We start from the raw sequence: 19754 nt of genomic DNA, 5'->3' as shown, positions 1-19754 counted from the left end.
CGGCTGGTGGCGCTATAGCAAGACTATGTCGTACTGACCCTGGCCCATTGCGGGCTCTGCCTGGAGCGAGATCGGCTTGCCTATAAAATCGCTCAGGCCGGCGAGATGCTGGCTTTCCTCGTCGAGGAACAGCTCGATCACCTGGGGTGACGACACGATGCGGAACTCGCGCGGCGTGAACTGGCGCGCCTCGCGGAGGATCTCGCGCAGCACGTCGTAGGCCACGCTGCGCGCCGTCTTCACGATGCCCTGCCCTGCGCAGGCCAGGCAAGGCTCGCACAGCATGTGCGCCAGGGATTCGCGAGTGCGCTTGCGCGTCATCTCGACCAGCCCCAGCTGCGAGAAGCCGCCGGCCGTGGTCTTGACGCGATCGCGGGCGAGCTGCTTGCGAAACTCCGCCAGCACCTGTTCACGGTGGTCGTCGCGCGCCATGTCGATGAAATCGACGATGATGATTCCGCCCAGATTGCGCAGCCGCAACTGGCGCGCAATGGCCTGCGCGGCTTCCAGGTTGGTCTTGAAGATGGTGTCGTCGAAATTGCGCGCGCCGACAAACCCGCCGGTGTTCACGTCGACCGTGGTCAGCGCTTCGGTCTGATCCACCACGAGGTAGCCGCCCGACTTCAGGTCGACACGGCGGCCCAGCGCCTTCGCGATCTCCTCGTCGATCGAATAGAGGTCGAAGATCGGCCGCTCGCCCTTGTAGAGCTGCAACTTGCCGGCCGCCTGCGGCATGAATTCGAGCCCGAACTTGAGCAGCGAATCGAACTGCTCGCGCGAGTCGATGCGGATCGTCTGCGTGTCCTCGCTGGTCATGTCGCGCAGCACCCGCTGCAGCAGGCTCAAGTCCTGGTGCAGCAGCGACATGGGTGGCATGCGCGACGAGAGTTCGCGAATGCGCGACCACATCTTGCGCAGGTAGGCGATGTCCTCGGCCAGTTCGGCGTCGCTCGAATCCTCGCCGTTGGTGCGCAGGATGAAGCCACCCGTGTTCGCCGGCACCACGCCGCCGCTGTCGGCCGCGGCGGCGGCCTCTATGAGCACCTGCATGCGCGTGCGCAGCGCGTCGCGCAGATCGGGCGGGATCTTCTGGGACACGCCCACGTGGTTGTCCTGCGGCAGGAAAACGAGCAGCCGTCCCGCGATGCTGATCTGCGTCGAGAGGCGTGCGCCCTTGGTCCCGATCGGGTCCTTGATCACCTGGACCAGCAACGACTGCCCTTCGAAGACCTGCTTCTCGATGGGCACCATCGCGCCGCCGTTGCGATGGTCGCGCTCCGGCGCAGGAGAGCTCGGCCGCGATCCGGGCGTGAACGGCGCGACGATGTCGGCGACGTGCAGGAAAGCCGTGCGGTCGAGCCCGATGTCGATGAACGCCGACTGCATCCCGGGAAGCACCCGCGACACCTTGCCGAGGTAGATATTGCCGACCAGCCCGCGCTCCAGCGTGCGCTCCAAATGGAGCTCCTGCACCGCGCCGTGCTCGACCAGCGCCACTCGGGTCTCCTGCGGGGACCAGTTGATCAGGATGTCTTGCATTTGTTTTAAAGCCTGAAGCCCGCCTGGCGCAGCAACTGGGCGGTCTCGAACATCGGAAGTCCCATGATGCCCGAATGCGAGCCGCTGATGTGTTCGATGAACGCGGCCGCCCGCCCCTGAATGGCATAGGCGCCCGCCTTGCCGGTTGGCTCGCCGCTGGCGACGTATTGAGCGATCAGCTGCTTCTCGACCGAGGCAAAGCGCACGTGCGAGACATTGAGTGCTGCGTGGCGCCGCGCGCCGTTCTGCAGCGCAATGGCGGTCATCACGCGGTGGGTACGGCCGCAGAGCATTTCCAGCATGCGCTCGGCATCGCGCTCGTCCTCAGGCTTGCCGAGGATGGTGCGGCCAATGGCGACGGTGGTGTCCGCGCAAAGGATGGGCGCCGCGGGCAAGCCCAGCCGTCCGTGCCTTGCCACGGCCGCGTCGAGCTTGAGCGCGGTGACCCGCTGCACATACGCGGTCGGCGACTCACCGTGCAGCACGGCCTCCAGCGCCTCCGCATCCTCATCGGGCGCGGCCAGCAGCAGTTCGTGTCGAACGCCGAGCTGCCCCAGCAATTGCGCGCGGCGTGGACTTTGCGACGCCAGGTAAATGAAATCTGAACTGCTCATTCGCGGTGATAGGGATGTCCGGCGTTGACCGACCACGCGCGGTACAGCTGCTCCACCAGCAGCACCCGGGCCATCGCATGCGGCAGGGTCAGGTCGGAGAGCCGGATGCGTTCGTGGGCTGCCGCCTTGAATGCGGGATCCAGGCCGTCGGGACCGCCGATCACCAGCGCGACGTCATCGCCCTCGCCCTGCCAGGCTTGCAGCCGCGCAGCGAGCGCCTTGGTGGTAAGTGCGGTTCCGCGCTCGTCGAGGGCGACGATGCGCATGCCTTTGGCGATGGCGGCTTCGATCCGCTCGCGTTCGGCGGCGTAGAGTGTTTCGAGCGTCTTGGAGCCACGCGGCTCGGTCTTGACGGCGCGCAGTTCGAGCTTAAGTTCGGGCGGGAAGCGCTTGGCGTAGTCGTCCCAGGCGGTCTGCGCCCAGTCGGGCATGCGCTGCCCGACTGCGACCACCAGCAGCTTCATGATCTTGCGGAGGCGGTCTTGCGCGCGACCTTCTTGGCAGCGGGGGCGGCCTTCTTCGCCGCGGCCTTCTTGGCGGGCGCCTTGTTCACGACTACGGTCTTCACAGGCTTGGGTCCTGCCTTCTTGGCCGCGGTCTTCCTGGCAGCCGGCTTCTGCTTCTGCTCCTTGGCTGCCTGCTCCGCGGCACGGATCGCCGTTTTCGCAGCGCTCGAGCGACGCAGGGAGGTACTGCTCTTCGCAGCAGCCGGCGCCTTCTCTTCGGTAGCCTTGGCGATGGTGGGCTTTGTCGCGCCCAGCTTGGTCCGCACGGGCTTGTCGCCCCAGATTTCCTCGAGGTGGTAGTACTGGCGGATGGCCGGCTGCATGATGTGCGCCACCGCGGCGCCGCAGTCCACGATGATCCACTCGCCGTTGGCCTCGCCCTCCACCCTCGGCTTGTTGAAGCCCGCCTCCCGCACCGCGTCCCGCACGCTGGCCGCGAGTGCCTTGGTCTGGCGGTTGGAAGTGCCCGAAGCGACGATCACGCGCTCGAACAGCGGGGAGAGATGCTCAGTGTCGAAAACCTGTATGTCCTGCGCCTTGACGTCCTCGAGGCCATCGATGATGGCTCTCTGGAGTTTCTGGGTGTCTTTCTTGGCGGCGGCTTCAGTGGTCATCAGGCGGATCGGTAGAGGTGGTGTTGTTCAATATAGCGTGCAACCGCCGCCGGAACCAGACCGCGAAGGTCTTCGCCACGCGCGGCGCGCGCCCGGATGTCGGTCGCGCTGGTGTCCATCGGCTGAAGTTCGAGCTTTTCGAATCGCGCGCCGGAAGGCGCGGATGGCAGAGTCTTGGGATCGAATGGACCTGCAGAGCCCGTGGATGTTGCACGAAATGCTACGGAAATTATAGCGGTCGAGAGAATCTCCTCCCAACCGTGCCAGCGCGGCAGCGACGACGCCTGGTCCGCCCCCATGATCAGCACCAGTTGCGCGGCAGGCTGCCCGCGTTGCAGTTCTCGCAGGGTGTCGAGCGTGTACGTGGGACCGGGACGCAAGATTTCACGCGCATCGACCACCGTATTCGCGAGTCCTTCGAAGGCCAGCCGCGCCATCGCGAGGCGATCATCCGCCGCACTCAGCGCACGGTCCTTGTGCCATGCCTGCCCTGTCGGAAAGATGCGCAGTTCGGCCAGATCGAGCTGCACCAGCGCTTCCTGGGCCAGCGCCACGTGTGCGTTGTGAGGCGGGTCGAAAGCGCCGCCGAAGACACCCACACGCGGCTTGCTCAGAGCCATTCGCGCCGCACGATGAAGTTGCTGTACAGCGCTGCCTCCGCGCTGCCCGGCTCGGCCTCCTTGCGATAGGCCCAACTGGCGAGCGGGGGCATGGACAACAGGATCGATTCGGTGCGCCCGCCCGACTGCAGCCCGAAATGCGTGCCGCGGTCCCACACCAGGTTGAATTCGACGTAGCGCCCGCGCCGGTAGAGCTGGAATTCGCGCTCGCGTTCGCCGTACACCGTGTCGCGACGCCGTTCCACTATGGGCAGGTAAGCCGGCAGGAACGCATCGCCAACCGAGCGCAGCATGGCAAAGCTCTGCTCGAAACCGGGCTCGGAGAAGTCGTCGAAGAAGATGCCGCCCACGCCGCGTTGCTCGTTCCGATGTTTGAGAAAGAAATACTCGTCACACCACTGCTTGAAGCGCGGATATTTGTCGTCGCCGAAAGGCGCAAGCGCGTCGCGGCAAGTCCGGTGGAAATGCACGGCGTCATCCTCGAAGCCGTAATACGGCGTGAGGTCCATACCGCCGCCGAACCAGCACACGGGCTCCGCATCCTGGGGCAGCGCCGCCAGCATCCGCACGTTCATGTGAACGGTAGGCACGTACGGATTGCGCGGATGAAACACCAGCGAAACGCCCATGGCCTGAAAAGGCGCACCGGCGAGTTCAGGCCGGTGCTGCGTCGCCGAGGGCGGCAGCTTGGGGCCGCGCACCTGCGAAAAGCCGCAGCCGGCGCGCTCGAACAGCGCGCCGCCTTCGAGAATGCACGTCAGCCCGCTGCCCTGCAGCGGTTCGCCCGGCTCCTTGCGCCACTCGTCGCGAACGCACTGGCTGCCATCGGCCGCCTCGATGGCTTCGACGATGCGTTGCTGCAGCGCCCGCAGGTAGTCGCCGACTTCTTCCGGCCTGGTTCCAGGCAGGGTCTGCATCAGGCGTGCGAACCGCGCGCGTGGACCGCGCGGTGCCCGATGTCCTTGCGGTATTGCGCACCATCGAACTGGATGCGCGCCGCGACGGCGTAAGCCCGCTGCTGCGCCTGCTTGACGCTGTCGGCCAGCACGGTCACGCAGAGCACGCGTCCGCCACTGGTCTTGAGCTCTCCGCCTTCGAGCGTCGTGCCTGCGTGGAAGACGACGGCATCGGGTGCCTCCGGCGGGATGCCGATGATGCGATCGCCCTTGCGCGGGTCGAGCGGATAGCCGTGCGCCGCCATCACCACGCCGAGCGCGACGCGGCGATCCCATTCGAGTTCGACCTGGTCGAGCGTGCCGTCGGTCGCATGCCAGAACACTTCGAACAGGTCGGACTTGAGGCGCAACATGATCGGCTGCGTCTCGGGGTCGCCCATGCGGCAGTTGAATTCGAGCGTCTTCGGATGGCCGGCGGCGTCGATCATGAGCCCGGCGTAGAGAAAGCCCGTGTAGGGAATCCCGTCCTTTTCCATGCCACGGATCGTCGGCAGGATGATTTCGCGCATGGCGCGCGCATGCACCTCGGCCGTGACGACCGGCGCCGGCGAATATGCGCCCATGCCGCCCGTGTTCGGACCTTCGTCGCCGTCGAGCAGGCGCTTGTGGTCCTGGCTGGTGGCGAGCGCGGTCACGTTCTGGCCGTCGCACAGCACGATGAAGCTGGCTTCCTCGCCCTGCAGGAATTCCTCGATGACGACGCGGGCGCCGCCTTCGTTGTGGGACACGCCGAACTTGTTGTCCAGCAGCATGAAATCGATCGCCTCGTGCGCCTCCTCGAGCGTGGTCGCGACGACGACGCCCTTGCCGGCGGCCAGACCATCGGCCTTGATGACGATCGGCGCGCCCTTGGCATCGACGTAGGCGTGGGCCGCCGCGGCGTCGGTGAAGGCCTCGTACTCGGCAGTCGGGATGTTGTGGCGCTTCATGAAGGCCTTCGAGAAGGCCTTGGAGCTTTCCAGTTGCGCGGCGGCCTTGGTCGGCCCGAAGATTCGCAGGCCATGCGCGCGGAACTCGTCGACCACGCCCGCGGCCAGGGGCGCCTCGGGGCCGACCACGGTCAGCGCGATCTTTTCCTTCTGGGCCCAGGCGCGCAGCGCGGCGGGCTCCGAGATGTCGACACACTCGTAGCGAGTATCCGAGCGCGTGCCGCCATTGCCCGGCGCCACGTAGACCCTGCCGATCCGATCGGACTGCGACAGCCGCCACGCCAACGCGTGCTCGCGGCCGCCTCCCCCAATGACCAATACCTTCATTCGCAGGCTTTCGTTCGCGCTTCCGTCATTCGGACAGCGCAGCGTTGTGATAGACATCCTGCACGTCGTCGAGGTCTTCCAGGACGTCGAGCAGCTTTTGCATACGGGCAGCGTCTTCGCCGGCCAGATCGATGGTGTTTTCGGCCCGCATCGTGACTTCGGCCACCTCGGGCTTGAGGCCCGCTGCCTCGAGCGCGTTCTTGACGGCCTCGAAGTCGGCGACTGCCGTGAGGACTTCGATCGCACCGTCGTCGTCGGTGACGACGTCTTCGGCACCGGCGTCCAATGCCACTTCCATCACCTTGTCTTCGCTCGTGCCCGGCGCGAAAACGAATTGCCCGCAGTGCTTGAACTGGAAGGCGACCGATCCTTCGGTGCCCATGTTGCCGCCGTGCTTGGAAAATGCGTGGCGCACCTCTGCGACGGTGCGCACGCGGTTGTCGGTCATGGTGTCGACGATGATGGCCGCGCCGCCGATGCCGTAGCCCTCGTAGCGGATTTCCTCGTAGTTGACGCCTTCGAGGTTGCCGGTGGCCTTGTCGATGTTGCGCTTGACGGTGTCGGCCGGCAGATTGACCGCCTTGGCCTTTTCGACCGCCAGCCGCAGCCGCGGATTGGCGCCGAGATCGCCGCCGCCAGTGCGCGCGGCCACCATGATTTCACGGATCGCGCGGGTCCACAGCTTTCCGCGTTTTTCGTCCTGGCGGCCCTTCCGGTGCTGAATATTCGCCCATTTGCTGTGTCCGGCCATGGCTCTGTTTCTCGCAGTCTTGTGTTTTCAAAAGCAAGCTGCGAGTTTACTGTCCGGCGCGCACAACGACCGGGGTCGTCTGACAGGAGCACAAGTGCCTTTTTGGGATAATCCCGCGCTGATGCGCCACGAACGTGCGCCTCGGGTGCCTTCAAGATCAACCCCGCCAATGCGCATGAATATTCCTACAACAGCACCTGAACCCTCCACACCTCCTGCCGATGCGTGCGGAGTGGTCATGATCGGTGGCGACCTGGGCCCGCTCGCGGGCGAAAACATCGTCGAGGCCAAGTGACCGCGCGCGTTCCTCTCGGGGCGCCGCCCCTGCGCGTCGAGCGCCTGTCCTTGCCCGAAAGCCTTGCCGTGGCCGCCACCGGCCAGTCGCCCTTCGGCGCGCTGGGCTATGGCACGCCCGACGACCTTGCATGGATGCCCACCGTGAATGCGCGGGTACTGTCCGAAGCGGGTGCGATGGCGGACGTGTGGCACGCCAGCGAGCACGTCGAGTCCGGCACCACAGGCGTCGTGCGCTGGCGCTGCGACGGGCACTGGATGCTCGGCGCCATCGACCTCGACGAGTCGGTCGAGAAACAGGGGCTTGCCGCGCTCGCGCAGCGGGCTTACCGCGATCTATTCGCTTCGCTGGAGCAAACCGGTTGCGCGCACCTGCTGCGCGTGTGGAACTACCTGCCGCAGATCAACGGTGACGGCGGCGGGCTCGAACGCTACCGGCAGTTCAATCTCGGGCGGCAGGATGCTTTTGTCGAAGCGGGACAGGCGGCGTTCGAAGGGGCGCCCGCGGCTTGCGCGCTTGGCATTCATCAAGGGGCACTGTGTATTCGCTTCCTGGCGGGGCGCGTCCCGCCGCTGCCCATTGAAAACCCGCGGCAGGTCTCGGCCTACCGCTATCCGCCGGCTTATGGTCCGCGCGCGCCGACCTTCTCGCGCGCCGCGCTCGCGGAGCTTGGCGGCGGTGACGTGGCGCTCTTCATCTCCGGCACGGCAAGCATCGTCGGGCACGAGACGGTGCATGTCGGCGAGGTGATCACGCAGACGCAGGAAACGCTTCGCAACCTGGAGGCGGTGATTGCGGCGGCCAATGAACGCACCACTGCTCGCTTCGACCTGGCCAGGCTGGATTGCGTGGTCTACGTCCGCCATGTCGCCGATGCACCGCTCGTGCGCCAGGTGCTCGAAGCGGCGCTGGGTCCCGCGGCCTATACGCTAAGCCACGCGGTCTACCTCGAAGCGGACATCTGCCGCCAGGATCTGCTGGTGGAGATCGAAGCCCATGCCGTCGCCAGCGGCGCATTGCATGCCTGAGAACGCGAGCGTTCGATGACGAACCGGCCGCCTCCTCTGGGGCTCTCCGTGCTCTTCGCATTGCCCCTCTACGCGCTGCTGGCGCTGTTGGGGACGATATCGCTTGCCTGGAACCTGATCGCGATGCTGCTCTACCCGGTGCTGCCGGCCGAGACGGCGCGCAAGCTTGGCCGGAGCGTCATTGCGCGGGCCTATCGCTTCTTCTGGGCGGCCGCTTCGGCCAGCGGGATGATGCGCATCGACGCCAGTTGCCTCGACGCGTTGCGCGACGAGCGCGGCCTGATCTTCGTCGCGAACCATCCGACGATGCTCGATGCGCTGATGCTGGTGGCACGCCTGCCGCGCAGCGCCTGCATCATGAAGGCGGACCTGATGCGGAATATCTTCCTAGGCGCAGGCGCACGGCTGGCGCGCTACATCCGCAACGACTCGGCTCGCACGATGGTGCGGCTCGCGGTCGACGACCTGAAGAACGGCGGTCAGTTGGTGATCTTCCCCGAGGGCACCCGGACCGTGACGCCGCCGCTCAATGCCTTCCGGCCCGGCGTGACGCTGATCGCCAAGCTATCGCAGGCACCGATCCAGACGGTCTTCATCGACACCGATTCCCCCTATCTCGCCAAGGGCTGGCCGCTGTGGCGCGTGCCGCCCTTCCCGATCGTCTTCACGCTGAGGCTGGGACAGCGCTTTGCACCGACGCCGGACAGTCACGCGCTGCTGCGGCAGATAGAACAATACTTCCGCCAATCCATGGAACAGCGCGCCCCCGACGCGCAGCCCGCATGCCAGACGTCTCGCGCACCCACCTTGTCCTGATCCCCAGCTACAACACGGGCGAACGCCTGTTCTCGACGGTCAGCGCGGCGCGTGCGCAATGGAGCCCGGTGTGGGTGGTGGTCGACGGCAGCACGGACGGAACCGGCGAGCGGCTTCAGCAGATGGCCGCATCGGATCCAGGTCTTCGCGTCTGGGTACTGCCCGAGAACCAAGGCAAAGGTGCTGCCGTGCTGCACGGTCTGCGTGCGGCGCAGGAGGCGGGCTTCACGCACGCGCTGACGATGGATTCCGACGGCCAGCATCCGGCGGACCTGATCCCGGCCTTCATGCGAGCTTCGCAGGCCCGGCCAGAAGCCATGGTGCTGGGTCGTCCCCTGTTCGATGCCAGCGCTCCGATGTTGCGAGTGCGCGGCCGGCGCGTCTCGAACGGCTGGACCCAGCTCGAAACACTGTTCGCCGGGATCGGTGACTCGCTCTACGGATTTCGCGTGTATCCGGTGGCGGCTCTGATCGCCATCATGGCGCGTCAGCCATGGATGCGCCGCTTCGACTTCGACACCGAGGCGGTCGTGCGTCTGGCCTGGCGTGGCGTCAGGCCGATCAACATTGATGCGCCGGTGAAGTACCTCACTCCGGAAGAAGGTGGGGTCTCACACTTTCACTATTTGCGGGACAACGTGCTGCTGACCTGGATGCACACGCGGCTGATGCTGGAGTTCGTGCTTCGGCTGCCTGGGCTGCTGATTCGGAAGGCGCGAGGGGCGCCGCCGTTTCAGCGCTGAACGTCTACCCTGGCCATCACGCCACGGCTTCCACCCTTTGCTCCAGGTGCACCCAATCGACGAGCTCACCTTCAGGGCGGTATCCGAGCACCACTTGCTGAAGCAGTTCGCGAATCGCCGGGACATCGTTCGAGTCCAGCGCATCCGTTAGGGCCTGCAGGCGCAGGGCCAATTCGTCCCAAGGCAGGAAGTCCTCGTGCGCTTTCATGATGCGCGGGTGATGCGTTGGCAGGGGGTTGTCACCGATGAGCAATTCTTCGTAGAGCTTCTCGCCCGGACGCATCCCCGTGACGCGGATCTCGATGTCACCTTCGGGGTTCGCGGCGTCGCACACCGTCCGGCCCGAGAGCTCCACCATGCGGCGCGCGAGATCGATGATCTTCACCGGCTCGCCCATGTCGAGCACGAACACGTCGCCGCCGCTTGCCATGGCGCCAGCCTGGATGACCAGTTGCGCGGCTTCAGGAATGGTCATGAAGTAGCGCGTCACGTCGGCGTGCGTCAGCGTGATCGGCCCGCCCTGCTTGATCTGCTGGCGGAACAGCGGCACCACCGAACCTGACGACCCCAGCACATTGCCGAAGCGCACCATGCAGAACCGCGTGCCGCCCGGTTTCGTGGCCGCCTCTTCCGCCAAGGCCTGCAAGACCATCTCGGCCAGACGCTTGCTGGTTCCCATGACATTGGTAGGCCGAACCGCCTTGTCGGTGCTGACCAGCACGAAATCTCTCACGCCATGATCGGCCGCCACCCGCGCCGTGACCAGGGTGCCAAGCACGTTGTTCTTCACGCCCTCGGCCGCGTTGTGCTCCACCAGAGGCACGTGCTTGTAGGCGGCCGCGTGGTACACGGTGTCAGGACGCCAGGCAGCCATGATTTCGCGCATGCGCTGCTCGTCGCGCACCGATGCCAGCAGAGGAACAACGCGCATCGCGGGCACCTCCTGGCCATCCTCGCCGGCCAACTGATGCAGCAGTTCGCCGTGAAGGGCGTACAGCGCAAATTCGCTTCGCTCCACCAACAAGAGGGTGTGGGGCATCGCCCGGACGATCTGGCGGCACAGTTCGCTGCCGATGGAGCCTCCGGCTCCCGTCACCAGCACTACCTTGCCGCAAATATTCTTGCCCAGCAGGATCTGGTTGGGCGGGACTGCATCGCGGCCCAACAAGTCTTCGATTTCCAGGTCGCGCAAGTCGCTGGTCTGCACGCGGCCATGGGCCAGATCCATCAGGCCCGGCAAGGTGCGCACTGCCACATGCACCTTGAGCAGCGAGTCCAGGATCTCGTTGCGGCGCTTGCGCGGCGCCGAGGGAATTGCCAGCAAGATCATGCCGACCTCCAGGGAACGCACGCGGTTCTGAAGGACTGTCGGACTGTAGATGGGCAACCCGCGGATCATCCCGCCGTGCAGCCGACGGTCGTCGTCCAGGAACCCGATCACCTGCATCTCGGGGTTGTGCGAAAGGGCCGCCGACAGTTGCTGCCCCGCCGAGCCTGCGCCGTAGACCAAGACCTTGGGCAGCGTGCTGCGAGAAATCAGACTGCGGTAGCTGTCGCCCAGCCAAAAACGCGCAAGGGCTCGCGCCGCTCCGACCGCAACCAGCAGCAACGGCGGCTGGATCATCCCGACCGTGCGCGGCACGCCGTCCACTCCGACGACCGTGAACGCCACGCCATACAGCACGCCATAGATCACCGATGCGTGCCATACCGCCGTCAGCGCCGCGCCGCCGCCATAGCGAAAGATGGCGCGGTACAAGCCGAACACGACGAACACGGGCAACGCCAGGACCAGCGCACCAGCGACCGCCCACCAATAGGCGCCCGACAGCGTGACCCAGCCTTCGAGCCGCAACGACAGCGCCAGCCAGACCGTGAAGACGCAAAGGCAAGCATCGACCCCGAGCGCAACGACGCGCTTGGCGGTGCGCGGCAGCGCGAGCATGGGCCCCGCGGACCGCTGCAGCGGCCGCCAATCCAGCGCCCAACCTGCGGCAAAGGCGACCGCCAGCCCCACGCCATCCGCCAACCAATCGCCCCACTCGGCGAGCCTCTGGGGCGTGAATGACTGAAGCACCTCGATCAGTCCGCCGTAGGCAAACAGACCCAGGAACACCATCAAGATGCGTTCGCGATACGCCGCACGCCCCAGCAACCCGAGGATCGCGAAGGTAATCAGGTGGTTGCTCTTGTCCCACCCCGTGGTGGGCATCTGTGGCGGCAACACCGGCATGAGCGCCAGGACCAGCGCCGTCAGCACACAGACCCAGAAGCCCAGGCGGGTGAACTTTTCTCTGGCCAATGCTGCTGCCGTCATTGGCCTTCTCTCTTGAATGAGTGCACGTGAATCTTGTTGTTGTTCGGGATCACTGACCGCCTCGACTCACTCGATCGCTCAGATGAGATGCATGAGCAATCATAGTACGAAATGATACGTTTGAAGCATTATGAAATATTCATTTGAGAGAGTTGGCCTTGTCGAGGTAACGCCTCCGTGAACGAATGCCGAGCTCGCCGACGAAACTCGCCCGACCACGGGCGACCCGTAGCCACGTGTCAATGGGACACCCCGTCTCGCTTCAGGACCTTCACGAAAGTGAGCCAGAGGATTCGGAAGTCGAACCAAAGGGATCGACGCTCCAGGTACTCGACGTCCAGTTCCACCTTCTTGGGAATCGCAAGCTCATCCCGGCCGTTGACTTGTGCCCAACCCGTCAGACCCGGCACGAGTTCGTGGACGCCGTGTTGCGTGCGCAGCTCGATGAGGTCGTGTTGGTTGAACAATGCCGGACGTGGTCCCACGAAGCTCATGTGTCCGCTCAGGATGCTCCAGAGTTGCGGCAACTCGTCCAAGCTAGTCTTTCTCAGGAATCCGCCGATGGGCGTCAAGTGAGCCTTGGGATCAATCAGCATGTGTGAAGCTACAGCCGGCGTGCCAACACGCATGCTGCGGAACTTGGGCATCTTGAAGATTCGGTTGTTGCTCCCTACGCGGTCGGACCAGTAGAGCGCTGGGCCGCGGGAAGTCAGGCGGACAGCCAATGCGACACCTACCACTGGCACAAGCAACACGGCTGCTGCGCCAAGTGCAAGCAGGAGATCAAACAGACGCTTCACGCAAGTAGCCCTCTGCAGCTCTTCTTAGACCTTCATGCACCGAGACCGGTGGCGTCCAACTCAGCAGTCGTCTCGTCTTGGCGATATCTACTTGCAAGGAACCACACAGGCGCTGCGCCAGTTCAGGCTTGCCAATCATCTTTGCGCCTACCTTAAGCAACGAAGGCGGAACAGGGATTAACCGAGCCGGCTTGCCGAGCGAACTGCCCATCCGCCTGAGCAGCTCGGCAATAGATAAGTCTTCTCCATCCGAAACTAAAAAGATTTGATCTGCGGCCAACGGGTGATGAACGCACGTGGCAAGCAAATCCACTAAATTGTCCAAAGACACATAACTTCGGCGATTTTTAACCGCTCCCAATGGAATTGGATACGTAGATTGGAGCCAACGCACCAGCGTTGCAAAATTACCCGGGGCAGATGGCCCGTACACTAGCGGCGGCCGGACAATAACAACCTCTAGCCCGGTGTGCTCCGCAATTTCCCTCAGACCGATCTCTGCCTCATGTTTTGAAATTGCGTAAGATGAATGCGGCGCCGCTTCGGTTTCCGCCGAGAACGGGGTATCAAACGTCTCAGATCCATTAACTCCAATTGAACTAATGAATATAAATCTTCGTACTCCTGCCTTTGCCGCTTGACGAGCGAGATTCAAGGTACCACGCAAGTTTGTCAAACGAAACGCCATTAAAGGATCTGACTCATCTTCCCTCATAACGTGTACACGCGCGGCACAGTGAACCACGACATCTTGGCGATACAAAGCCTCACCCCAATATGTGCCGCCGTCGATATTCCCAACAACAACACTCTTGACGCGCAGCGGCAAATTCAGGCTCCGCTGCCGCACGACAGCGGTAAGTTCGTGGCCCTCCAAACACAGTCGACTAAGTAGCGCCGCACCAACAAAGCCAGTGGCTCCGGTTATCAATATTTCACTCATACAAACCTACGCTTGGTTAGGCTACTTGGGAGCGCCCAATAACATCCGAATAAACTTCCACAACCTTTAGCGCCATTATTTCGGAACCAAATTCTGATTCGTAACGTCTTCTTGCGGCTCTGCCCATGCAGATCCGCTTCTCGGCAGATCCGATAAGTTCCTCCATACGGTCGGCTACATCTTCCACAGAATTACTCGTTAAGAGCCCCTCTACCCCGTGCGTAACTTGACCACGAATCCCGGGAAGATTGCTTGCAATTATCGGCAACCCCGCGCGCATCGCCTCAATGATCGAAATTGGCTGTCCTTCGTGATCTGAGAGCAACACGAAAACCTGAGAAGCAGCCAATCTCTCCGATATCGTGTCCAAATCACCCGGTGTTTCGATGTTATTTAGATCATGGCGTGCACAGAATTCCCTAACGTCCTCCAACAATGGACCGCCGCCTGCCAATATGACACGAGGCAGAGTGACACCTCTTTCTCGAAGAATAACGATTGCTTTTGTAAATATATCCTGTCGCTTGGGTGCATCCATGCGAGCAACCATGATAAATGTCAACGGTTCTGCACCAGGATTTGCACAAAATAAGGTGTCACTTATACCGTTCGAAATTACTGCCAACCTTCTATCTTTTACTAAAAGGCGTTTCGCCAAATCAAATTCAAATCTAGAAACACAAATAACTCGCGCCGCCAACGGCGCCAGAAGTTGCTCAGCAACAAATGCAGCACTACGTTGAAGCAATGGCACCTCAGGCTTAAACCCAAATCCGTGTACAGTGTAAACAACGGGTACTTCGGCAATCCAACCAGCAAGGCGCCCGACAACGCTGGCTACTGCGCTGTGCACATGCACAATATCTGGCCGCCATTCGTAGATTTTCTTACGAATGCTGACTATTCCAGCAAGAATCCTTCCAGGCGAAAGTGAATTACTCAAAGAATCCACCCGGCATACGTCTACGCTCATCTCGCAAAGTCGATCTTCCAACATAGATCGCTCTTTACCGCCGATTAAGACCAGGAAATCAATTTTCTTGCGCATCGCTCGGCAAAGCTCAAGAACATGGGTCTGCGCCCCTCCCAATTCACCGCGAGTAATAATTATTAATATACGCACCGTTAGAATTGCCTCATACGATATTATCCAAATCGTTTGCGCTACGATATCCGTCGGGATTTAGTGACTGCCAGCGCCACGCATCGTTCATCATGTCGCTCAATTGATGCTTAACATTCCAACCCAACTCCTTCTCAGCCTTAGCCGCATCGGCCCAGCATTCGGCAACATCGCCAGCACGGCGAGGCGCGATTATGTAGGGTACGGATAGCCCGCTTGCCTTCTCAAAAGCACGAATCATCTCAAACACGCTATAGCCGCGACCAGCCCCCAAGTTCCAAACTCCCAGTCCAGGTCTGCGTTCGAGGGCTTCAAGCGCGCGCAAATGCCCATTCGCCAAATCAACTACATGGATGTAGTCGCGGACACCGGTGCCGTCGGGCGTTGAGTAGTCGTCGCCAAATACCGCAAGCTCCTTCAGCTTGCCAACTGCCACTTGGCTGATGTACGGCAACAGATTATTTGGAATGCCGCGAGGATCTTCGCCGATCAATCCGCTGGGGTGAGCGCCTACGGGGTTAAAGTAGCGCAGTACCGCAATGCGCCAGCGATTGTCAGACCGGGCCAAGTCCTGCAACAGCTCCTCCGCCATCAACTTGGACCGCCCATAAGGATTCGTTGGAATGCCAACGGGGCAATTCTCGCCAATGGGCACGAGGCTTGGTTCGCCATATACCGTTGCAGAGGAGCTGAATACTAAATGATATATTCCCGCGTCCCCCATGGCTTGGCAGAGTTGCAATGTGCCGGATACATTATTTCGGTAGTACGCCAGTGGCTTCAGCGCACTCTCGCCCACGGCCTTGAGACCAGCAAAATGCAATACCGCCTGGATGGGTTGTCTCGCAAATACGCTCTGCAATAGCTTTGCATCACAGATATCACCCTCCACAAACTGCGGCGCCCTACCCGCCAACTGCGCAACCCGTGTCAAGGATTCCCGTGAACTATTGCTAAGGTTATCAAGCACCACTACCTCATGCCCGGCCTGAAGTAGCGCCAACGTAGTATGCGAGCCGATGTAACCCGCACCGCCAGTGATTAATATAGACGAATTCATGCATCGGCTCACTTGTAGACACCCAAAAGGTTTTGATAAAACTGCAGCACGCGTTTCCAATGCTCTGACCGCTTGAACCGACGCTCAATGCGCGTGTTGTCTTGCTCGCCCATCTGTCAAAGCGTTCGATCGGACGTACAACCTGCGTCGCGCATGAAGCGTACCAAAGCAGACACATCGCGCAGTGGAACTAGGCAATCAATCAAGCCAAACTCAATCCCCGTTTTTAGCCACGAATTCAGACGAATAGCGAGACTGACATTCAAAGACTATCGCATGCATTTCTGGCGCAATGGTCGCAATCAAGGCACGCCCAGTAATTTCGACAATCTTCATTTGCCTCGCGCGTAAGAAAAGTCAAAAACGCCCCCGTAAATCCTCGTCCAATTTTGGGCGGATATATTCAACGAATACCGCTCCATCACTCGCTTCCGGGCGGCGACTCCAACGGCAGTACGCTCCTCGAATGGCAGCTGGAGAGCCGTCGCTAACGCGTCTGCCAAAGCAACAGGATTGCGAGGAGGCACTAGAAAGCCCGCTTCCCCCAAAACTTCCCGCACCCCACCACAGTCTGTCGCGACGACGACACGTTCACACGCCATCGCTTCGGCGACGACCAACCCAAAGCCCTCCCAAGCCGAAGACAGAACGAATACATCTGCAGCAGACATCAGATCCGCTACATCATATCTAATACCTAAAAATCTAATGTGCTCAGAAAGATTCAAATCTGAAATTAACATCTGAAATGCACCGCGAAGCGGCCCATCGCCGGCAATACACAGTACGAACGAAAGTCCCTTAGACCGGAGGCGAGATAGCGCCTGAAAGAGATTGGGATAATCCTTTGCCTCATGAAGACGTCCGACGGCCAGAATCAATTCGCAATTATCTTTAACCCCTAGACTCTCACGAACTCTACGCCTGCCAATATCGCAATACGAGAAATCCGAAGTCGAAATTCCGTTATGGATTGGAATCATGCGACCTGGTGCCGTTGCTCTAATCTTTAAAAACGAATTAACAGCCTCCACGCTAACATTAGTCGAAATATCAGGAAGAGAGTCTGTCCATCGATATGCCAGCGTTCGCAAGCGCCCGCCCTCATAAGAATTATGTGCAGTCGACACGAGCAGCGGAATCGATGTAATAAGCCTAACAAGGCGCGCAAGAACATTTGCGTGGATCATGTGGCTATGGACGACATCGGGCCTGAATATACGAATTAATCTTCGAAGCTTAGCAAAAGCAGCGATCACGCCAAACTTCGACACCATGCCGAGATTTTCCACTTTAACCGCCGGATTCGAAGGCAAAGTTAGTGCTGGCCCAGTAATGTACACGAGCATGACTTCGTACCCCTTCATTATCAACGCGTCGGCAAGGGCGCACACGACCTTCTCAGCCCCGCCTATTCCCAGACCCGTAATCAAAAGCAAGATCTTCACGAATCTACTTTCGCAGAGCCTTCAAGAGAATTGAAAAACTTCCGAACATGGTTCACGATGGAGTATCCTTTACTCGCCGCCTTTGCCATTTCACTTTTCAATTTAGCAACCTCCGGATTCGCGCGGATATTCAAATACGATTGCACCAGTTGCTCAACATTTCCCTGGGGCACAAAGTACGCACTCCCTTGCGTCAACGTTTTCCGAAATATGCCGTTATCCCATGCGACAATTGCCTGACCGGCTGCCATTTGCTCAACCAATGCATTTGAAACCCCTCCACCGCCGATGGAATCGGTTAAAAAAGTGAGAGCAACACAACAATCCATATTGGCAACGAATGCCGGAATAGCATCGTTAGCCAAAGCGCCGTGATATTTCAGAAGACCTCCACTTTGCAAGCGCTCGGCTTCCTCTCTAAACGGTCCGTCACCTACAACGTGGAACTCAAACTCCTTGAACCGCGGCTCTGAAGCAAGCATCTCTACGGACGTAAAGAAAGACTTAATTCCCTTTACCTCAGCCAGTCGACCGATAAATGCAATCCGAGTGCGCTTCGACGGGGAAATCGATATCTTATCCCACCGTTCTATCTCAATACCATTGTTGATAACAATGCAGTCAACACCAAGGCCTCGATAGAATTCGGCAGTGTCTTCTCCGTTGGCGATCACAAGATCGAAAAAATTCTTAACGACAAAAATCTCAAACTTCAGCAAAATGAGCCTCGCCACTTTACTTAGCCGATATGCCTTCTCTTTCGTGTAAATTGTCCTCAGCCATAAAATCCTGCGTCCATTTACCGGCCGCAACAAGTACGAAAACACCACTGCCAACGCCTCATCTAGCCCTCCAATAGCCACCACGTGGTCTGCGGCTTTCTTCTTTAAAAGGCCATTTAAGCCAAACTTGAGCACAAAGACAATTGAAATGGGAAGCAAACCACGATTGCAGCCTATCTCTTTCACACTTCCGAGATTGGCCGAATCAACCAATGTCAGAACATTGACCTTGTCTTTGCTGAGAGTATGCAGATTGAATTTATAGTCCGCCCGCTGCCTACCTGCCTCCCTAAGGAAATTCCTTAGCCAAGTTTCACGACCACCGTCCGACAGCCCCAATCGCGATATCATCACAAAGTCAACGTACATAAACACCGTTCATTCTAAATTATGTTTTTCTGGTCGACAACAATTATGCACAGCGACAAAAGGAACGCGAAAAAATACGCTGAAAAAAACGCAGGGATGAATTGAAATCCAATTCCTGCTATTGCCAACGAAAGAAACAACCCGAAATCAACATGCTTATAAATTCGCCCGACCAACACGATTGCCCAAGCCAAGAATAATATTAAAAAGACGACACCTCCCGCAGCCAAAAGGTACAAGAAGGCATTGTGCGGAATGGTATCAATTTGCTCTTTATAATACTGAACACCAAACGCAGAACCGAAGAGTATGTTATTCCCAATAAAATGGAGCGCCGAAATATAACCATCCACCCGCCCGCTATCGCCCAAAGAGGTTACTCTCGGGAATAGTTCAAATACGTAGTAAATAAGGGTGGGCGCAAACAATATAGCGGCCCCGAAATAGTAAAACTCGGCTCTTTTAATTCTCAATGTTAGCAAGGCTCGCAAAATCTTGACAAAACAGACAATGCCATATGCAACTATGACTGCAACAATGCCTGTTCTTGCACTAGTCATCGCCGACGCAGTGATAAAGGTTCCCGTGTAAAGAACCTTTGTCGTTTTTTGCAAAGACCCGCGCCAAGTCAAAGGCACCAAGGTCACAAGAAAAAGGGAAAGAAAACTGTAGTCATTCCATATGAAGCCGAAGGCATCGCGATCCTGCACAAGATCAATCTTGCCAATCTCTATTCCATAGCTTCTAAATAGAAAAATTTGAAGGAATAGACCAATGGACAAAATCAAACCTAGATTTACGACGTAGCGAAGCAGGCATTCCACGTCAATCAGAAGAACAGTTCGTTTTCTGATAAAGATCGGCCAGTAAACGAGCCATCCAAATATCACCATGGCCGTAAGCACTTCCAACTCCATCGAGAATATCGACGCGATAAGGCAATATACGACCATCAGGCCATAAAAATCGACTGATGCAGTAATTCTGAAATGCGGATTTCTGAAAATGACCGCCAGTACACTGATGCCTAGGAACAATGGAAGCAGGCGTATATCGTAGATCGAATAGTAAGAAAACAGAATGGCGATTAGAAGAGGAGTGGTAATCCATCGATAGATATTTGTTCCATTCATTTTTATTTACCACCAACTCGGAAGAGTTGCTCTATTCATAT

The 19754-nt window shown here is 59.6% G+C and carries 19 protein-coding genes; 3 read left to right on the top strand and 16 right to left on the bottom strand.

Translation table 11 applies throughout. The features are described 5' to 3' along the window. Positions 1-12 precede the first annotated feature (12 nt). Genes rng through QTI04_RS31130 form a run of 8 tightly spaced genes read right to left on the bottom strand, consistent with a single transcriptional unit; the run spans position 13 to position 6856 of the window. Complete coding sequence (gene rng, locus QTI04_RS31165; protein ID WP_286598880.1) at positions 13-1539, bottom strand: ribonuclease G; 1527 nt, start codon at positions 1537-1539, stop codon at positions 13-15. 5 nt (positions 1540-1544) lie between these two features. Further along, positions 1545-2153, bottom strand: coding sequence for a nucleoside triphosphate pyrophosphatase (locus QTI04_RS31160; RefSeq protein ID WP_286598881.1), 609 nt, complete (start codon positions 2151-2153; stop codon positions 1545-1547). Continuing rightward, complete coding sequence (rlmH, locus tag QTI04_RS31155) at positions 2150-2617, bottom strand: 23S rRNA (pseudouridine(1915)-N(3))-methyltransferase RlmH (protein ID WP_076997156.1); 468 nt, start codon at positions 2615-2617, stop codon at positions 2150-2152. The genes QTI04_RS31160 and rlmH overlap by 4 nt, the downstream gene beginning before the upstream one ends. After that, positions 2614-3273, bottom strand: a complete 660-nt coding sequence (gene rsfS / locus QTI04_RS31150) for a ribosome silencing factor (protein WP_286619066.1) — start codon at positions 3271-3273, stop codon at positions 2614-2616. The genes rlmH and rsfS overlap by 4 nt, the downstream gene beginning before the upstream one ends. Further along, positions 3273-3893 carry a nicotinate (nicotinamide) nucleotide adenylyltransferase gene (gene nadD, locus QTI04_RS31145; RefSeq protein ID WP_286619065.1) on the bottom strand — a complete coding sequence of 207 codons (621 nt, stop codon included), beginning with the start codon at positions 3891-3893 and terminating at the stop codon, positions 3273-3275. Before nadD ends, rsfS begins: the two co-directional genes overlap by 1 nt. Beyond that, positions 3884-4810 (bottom strand): oxygen-dependent coproporphyrinogen oxidase, encoded by a 927-nt coding sequence (hemF, locus tag QTI04_RS31140; protein ID WP_286619064.1) that lies wholly within the window; start codon positions 4808-4810, stop codon positions 3884-3886. The genes nadD and hemF overlap by 10 nt, the downstream gene beginning before the upstream one ends. Then, complete coding sequence (purD, locus tag QTI04_RS31135) at positions 4810-6105, bottom strand: phosphoribosylamine--glycine ligase (protein WP_286598886.1); 1296 nt, start codon at positions 6103-6105, stop codon at positions 4810-4812. Before purD ends, hemF begins: the two co-directional genes overlap by 1 nt. Before the next feature lie 25 nt (positions 6106-6130). After that, on the bottom strand, positions 6131-6856 hold the full coding sequence (locus QTI04_RS31130) for a YebC/PmpR family DNA-binding transcriptional regulator (RefSeq protein WP_286598887.1): 726 nt from the start codon (positions 6854-6856) through the stop codon (positions 6131-6133). A gap of 291 nt (positions 6857-7147) precedes the next feature. Here QTI04_RS31130 and QTI04_RS31125 point away from each other — a divergent pair, with 291 nt between their 5' ends. From QTI04_RS31125 to QTI04_RS31115, 3 genes are read left to right on the top strand one after another with little or no spacing between them, the layout of a single operon-like run. Next, on the top strand, positions 7148-8179 hold the full coding sequence (locus QTI04_RS31125) for a hypothetical protein (protein WP_286619063.1): 1032 nt from the start codon (positions 7148-7150) through the stop codon (positions 8177-8179). Positions 8180-8194: 15 nt separating this feature from the next. After that, complete coding sequence (locus QTI04_RS31120; RefSeq protein ID WP_286619062.1) at positions 8195-8995, top strand: 1-acyl-sn-glycerol-3-phosphate acyltransferase; 801 nt, start codon at positions 8195-8197, stop codon at positions 8993-8995. Then, positions 8962-9738 carry a glycosyltransferase family 2 protein gene (locus QTI04_RS31115; protein ID WP_286619061.1) on the top strand — a complete coding sequence of 259 codons (777 nt, stop codon included), beginning with the start codon at positions 8962-8964 and terminating at the stop codon, positions 9736-9738. The genes QTI04_RS31120 and QTI04_RS31115 overlap by 34 nt, the downstream gene beginning before the upstream one ends. 16 nt (positions 9739-9754) lie before the next feature. Here QTI04_RS31115 and QTI04_RS31110 read toward each other — a convergent pair whose 3' ends face one another. The 8 genes from QTI04_RS31110 to QTI04_RS31075 form a co-directional block, all read right to left on the bottom strand. Next, entirely contained in the window at positions 9755-12055 is a 2301-nt protein-coding gene (locus QTI04_RS31110) for a VanZ family protein (protein ID WP_286619060.1), read from the bottom strand. A 239-nt stretch (positions 12056-12294) separates the two neighbouring features. Then, positions 12295-12855 carry a sugar transferase gene (locus QTI04_RS31105; RefSeq protein WP_286619059.1) on the bottom strand — a complete coding sequence of 187 codons (561 nt, stop codon included), beginning with the start codon at positions 12853-12855 and terminating at the stop codon, positions 12295-12297. Next, positions 12839-13798 (bottom strand): SDR family oxidoreductase, encoded by a 960-nt coding sequence (locus QTI04_RS31100; protein ID WP_286619058.1) that lies wholly within the window; start codon positions 13796-13798, stop codon positions 12839-12841. The genes QTI04_RS31105 and QTI04_RS31100 overlap by 17 nt, the downstream gene beginning before the upstream one ends. A 16-nt stretch (positions 13799-13814) precedes the next feature. Further along, entirely contained in the window at positions 13815-14921 is a 1107-nt protein-coding gene (locus QTI04_RS31095) for a glycosyltransferase family 4 protein (protein WP_286619056.1), read from the bottom strand. A 13-nt stretch (positions 14922-14934) separates the two neighbouring features. Beyond that, entirely contained in the window at positions 14935-15981 is a 1047-nt protein-coding gene (galE, locus tag QTI04_RS31090; RefSeq protein ID WP_286619054.1) for a UDP-glucose 4-epimerase GalE, read from the bottom strand. A 332-nt stretch (positions 15982-16313) separates the two neighbouring features. After that, positions 16314-17429: a glycosyltransferase gene (locus tag QTI04_RS31085; protein ID WP_286619053.1), complete on the bottom strand. Its 1116-nt coding sequence runs from the start codon at positions 17427-17429 to the stop codon at positions 16314-16316. After that, entirely contained in the window at positions 17426-18580 is a 1155-nt protein-coding gene (locus tag QTI04_RS31080; protein WP_286619051.1) for a glycosyltransferase family 4 protein, read from the bottom strand. The genes QTI04_RS31085 and QTI04_RS31080 overlap by 4 nt, the downstream gene beginning before the upstream one ends. Positions 18581-18594: 14 nt before the next feature. After that, the gene (locus QTI04_RS31075) at positions 18595-19713 is read right to left on the bottom strand and encodes a hypothetical protein (RefSeq protein WP_286619050.1); all 1119 of its coding nucleotides are present in this window, start codon (positions 19711-19713) and stop codon (positions 18595-18597) included. Positions 19714-19754 lie beyond the last annotated feature (41 nt).

It is taken from the genome of Variovorax sp. J22R115 (assembly GCF_030317005.1).
Classification (GTDB): domain Bacteria; phylum Pseudomonadota; class Gammaproteobacteria; order Burkholderiales; family Burkholderiaceae_C; genus Variovorax.
Note: the sequence above shows the minus strand (reverse complement) of the source record. Positions and strands in the feature narration are given on the sequence as shown.